The following is a 4,031-nucleotide window of genomic DNA, read 5'->3' as shown; positions in this document are numbered from 1 at the left end:
GGACGTGCTCAAGGAATACCGCACGAAAGGTCCGCTCACCACAACGATTCTGGGAATTGTCGCCATGGATGATGCGGTCGCGCTCATTTTGTATGCAATCGCAGCCACAATATCTGCCCCTCTTCTCGGCGGTCATACAGTTTCCTTTTTAAGCCAGCTGGGAGCTATCGCTTATGACATTTTTGGCTCGGTCGCGCTCGGCATTGGATTCGGCTTTATTCTCAATCTTATCCTCAAAAACATAATGAACAACGATGGCCGCGTTCTGGGATTCTCGCTGGGAACACTCTTTCTCTGCACGGGAGTTTGCAACGCTCTCGGCCTGGACAACATTCTTTCGGCAATGTTCATCGGCTTTTTCATGACAAACTTTGCCGCCAAAAAAACTAACTCAATGTTCAAGCTTGTCGAGCGCTTTACGCCGCCAATTTATGTGCTTTTCTTCGTCACTGTCGGCGCAAAACTCAACATCTGGATTGTAACGCCCTTCATCGCAATCATCGCGCTTTTGTATGTAAGCGGCAGAACAATCGGAAAAACAATCGGAAGCCGGCTCGGAGCAAGATTGACAGGAGCACCAGAAAGCGTGCGAAAATATCTTCCTTACTGCCTTTTGAGCCAAGCAGGAGTAGCAATCGGTTTGAGTATCGCCGCCGGAAATGACTTTCAGGATTCTGTCGGCCCGCAAATCATGCTCATCATCACCGCCACAACATTCATCGTGCAAATTTTGGGCCCAATCTGCGTAAAATACGGAGTCACAAAGGCTGGGGAAGTTGGGCTTAATGTCACCGCTGAGGATTTGATGAAAAACGCAAAGGTCAGCGACATCGCAATCAAAGGCCATGTCATCTGCCGCCCGGAAAGCTACACAATCGTGGGCGACACGGAAACAGTCGGCGAAATAATCCGAAGCTTCACACACCATGAAAACACAAATTACGAAGTGCGCGGAAGTGAAGGCGAACACAAAGGAAAACTCGTCGGCCAGATTTCAATCGACCACCTCAAAGAAGCAATGCAAATCGGCGAAATGGGCGAAACTCTTCTCGCAATGGACCTGATGGAAAAGCCAAAAGTCACCTGCTCGCTCGACACCCCGCTCCCGGAAGCATACCAGCTCTTCACTGACTACGACACAGAGGCAATCTGCGTGACCAACGAAGAGCATGAAACGCTCGGAATGCTCGAAAAATTCGCGGTAGACCATTACATCCACTCGCGAATCGTAGAGCTGGAGCATAAACTGGCAAAAATGGAAGGTTAAAAAGTTAGCAGGCAGCAGTGAACAATTATCAGTTGGGCACTACCTGCTTCGCAGGTCGGGTGTTTCGCAATTACGCTAACGCTCCAGCCCCTCACTCACTCGCCTATGCTCGTTCAGCTCGTGGCCACCTTCGGTGTTGCTACACCCCCTAGTGCGTTCACAATCCGTTCCATATTTTCGGATTTGGATGCACTGTGTTCCATTTTGACTTCGATATCGCACAAATCTTCGTATATTTTCTGGCGTTCTATGTAGAAATCGTGAAAAATTGCCCGGACTTCTTTTACATTTGCAGGATTTTTGTTCGCGATGTACGCCGGGAGATTCTTCATCTTGCCGTCCGAATCGTATTTGATTTCCCAGACAATGCGGTTTGCGGCAGTTTTTTCATCAGCATTGAGGAAGACAAAAGTTCCGAGTTTGTGAAGAACTTCAAGGGCAGCTGGATTGTTGCAGATTCCACCACCAGTCGCAATCACAGCTTTATTAATAGAAGAAAGTTTATCGGCGAGTTTTTCACAGGCCAGTTTTTCGGCTTCAAGAAAGGCTTCCTTGCCCTGCTCCGTGTAAATCTGGCGCGGATTTTTGCCAGTCAGGACAGTGACTTCATCATCAGTATCAAAAAAAGGACAGTCAAAATGCTTTGCGAGCAACTTACCCTGTGTAGACTTTCCGCAATGCTTGATTCCCAAAAGAATAATCGAACTCATAAAAAATATTATAGTTTTTCCTCTGAAAAAATGATAGAATCTTTGCCATGAATTTGTACGCGCTTTTAGGAATTTCTTTCATTCCGGCGGCACTTTTTTTCGTGCTCGCAGTTATTCTCAATAAAGAACTCAAAATCCGATACTGCCTCATAGCCGGGGTTCTCGCACTACTCACCGTGATTCCGACATCAGTGATTCAGTTTTACGTCCTAAGCCTGCCAATTTTCACAGGCTACACATTCGCTTCGGTCATGATAACCGCAATTTTGTTCAACGGCCTCATCGAAGAAGCCATGAAAATGCTTTTTTTGTGCCTCGTTCCGCAAAAAAAACAAATTTTAAGCACATTTTTCTGCTGCGTATTGCTTTACGGCCTCACAGTCGGCGGATTCGAATCAGTAATCTACATCATCAAAAAATTTCAGGAAATCCAGGGACAGGGCGGCAAAGAAATCGTCGTTCACCTTCTTGTTGACAGAATCTTCACAGCACAGGCGATTCATGTATTCTGTGCAGGCTTGAGCGGACTTTACATCTGGAACTTCCGCCGTCACAAAAAGAACATCATGCCATTCATTTACGCCGTGCTCCTCCACGGAATCTACAATTTCTTCGCAAGCTTCAATTCGATTTACCACTGGCTTGCAATCGTAGCAATACTGTTCGCCGCCGTAGAATGTAGAATTTTTTATCTAGCAGCTATTGACAAAAATAAAACTACAGTGTAGAATACACGAACATTGCGACGCTGGGTAGAGCAGTTGGCAGCTCGTCGGGCTCATAACCCGGAGGCCGTAGGTTCGAGTCCTACCCCAGCTAAAGAAAAATCTCCTGTAAGCGCAGGAGATTTTTTATTTTAAAACATAATGATTTAAAAGCCTGTATGGACTCGAAGCGAAATGAACGTGCCGAGCAGTGGCGCAGGCAAAACCGCATGGATGCGGTTTTAGTGAATGCAGCCGCCGTGAAAGGAGCACACACGATGTGTGCGACTGTAACGGCGAGTCCTACCTCAGCTAAAGTTAATCCACTCCAAGCGAGTGGATTTTTTTTGTTTTAAGCGATTATTCTATTATCATGTATCACGAAAATCTCAAACAAAGCGAGCAGCAGCAAAATTGTGAGTACAACGAATTTCTTAATTCTAACTCGGTTTTAACTCGGTAAACCGAATTAAAAAATTAATTTAACTCGACAAGACGAGTTAAACTGCATTATAATTGAATTAATAAGAAATGAGCGTCGAGTTAATGTAGATCGATTAAGCGATGTTGTACACCTCAATAAGATACGTACAAATGCTGCAATAGAAAATCTGGTTGAAGCAGGCCTTGTAGAAGCAATCGGTAATGGAGCAAACCGCTCTTACATTTTAAGTTCTAAAGTTTACAAGCAGAATAATGAAAGCGCAAAATATGTCAGACAGACATTGATGCTGTTCGTTATCCAGAACTTATTATTAAGCTTGCAAAACAGCAGGATGGAATTATTACAAAAGAAGATGTAATGAATTTGCTCAAAATTACAAGCGATCAGGCTTACTCTCAAATCAAAAAACTAATGGCCGAAGACAAGCTTGTTCAGAATCAAAAAGGTAAATATGCAAATTACAAATTAAAGGATTAAGTTTCAAAGACCTTTTATAGGCCATTTGAATCGAATAATGTTATAATAGAGTAATCACCAAAAAAAGGACATCATCATGGCAAAATCAAAATTCCCAAAATCTACTGCCATCGATATTCTTGATAATTCATACTTATCTGCGAGTTTGCAAGGCAAACTCGTTAAGCACGCGATAGCGTGCGACGGACGCAGCCTGCGAACTTTGGGGACACATTCCCGCTGCAGATTACCGAAAAATCTTTACAGGACTTATCTTCTTAAAATACATCTCAACCGCATTCGAAAAGAAATGGAAGATTGTAAAATGAACTTGAAATAGTAAAAATAAAAACACCCATACAAATGGAAATTTGTTAATATGTTTTTCACCACAAAAACCAAAATTAACAAAGGAGAACCATAAGTATGGGCTTAAATCATGTTACTTT

The 4,031-nt window shown here is 43.5% G+C and carries 3 protein-coding genes, 1 tRNA gene and 1 pseudogene; 4 read left to right on the top strand and 1 reads right to left on the bottom strand.

Translation table 11 applies throughout. The annotated features are described in order from the left end of the window. The coding region (locus IJJ71_RS12510) for a cation:proton antiporter domain-containing protein (protein ID WP_296847473.1) at window positions 1-1,267 on the top strand (1,267 nt) is incomplete at its 5' end. A gap of 113 nt (window positions 1,268-1,380) precedes the next feature. Here the strand turns inward: IJJ71_RS12510 and IJJ71_RS12505 are convergent. Then, window positions 1,381-1,977 carry a shikimate kinase gene (locus tag IJJ71_RS12505; RefSeq protein ID WP_296847471.1) on the bottom strand — a complete coding sequence of 199 codons (597 nt, stop codon included), beginning with the start codon at window positions 1,975-1,977 and terminating at the stop codon, window positions 1,381-1,383. 47 nt (window positions 1,978-2,024) lie between these two features. Between IJJ71_RS12505 and IJJ71_RS12500 the strand changes: the two genes are divergently transcribed. From IJJ71_RS12500 to IJJ71_RS12490, 3 genes and pseudogenes are all read left to right on the top strand, one after another. Further along, window positions 2,025-2,705 carry a PrsW family glutamic-type intramembrane protease gene (locus tag IJJ71_RS12500; RefSeq protein ID WP_296847470.1) on the top strand — a complete coding sequence of 227 codons (681 nt, stop codon included), beginning with the start codon at window positions 2,025-2,027 and terminating at the stop codon, window positions 2,703-2,705. 18 nt (window positions 2,706-2,723) lie between these two features. Beyond that, window positions 2,724-2,796, top strand: a tRNA-Met gene (locus IJJ71_RS12495). Between the two features lie 1,004 nt (window positions 2,797-3,800). Then, a pseudogene (locus IJJ71_RS12490) lies at window positions 3,801-3,911 on the top strand (type I restriction-modification system subunit M N-terminal domain-containing protein); the annotation flags it as partial. Between the last annotated feature and the right edge of the window lie 120 nt (window positions 3,912-4,031).

It is taken from the genome of Treponema sp. (assembly GCF_017430385.1).
Lineage (GTDB): Bacteria > Spirochaetota > Spirochaetia > Treponematales > Treponemataceae > Treponema_D.
The sequence above is the reverse complement of the archived record's forward strand: the minus strand, read 5'-3'. Positions and strand labels throughout refer to the sequence as shown.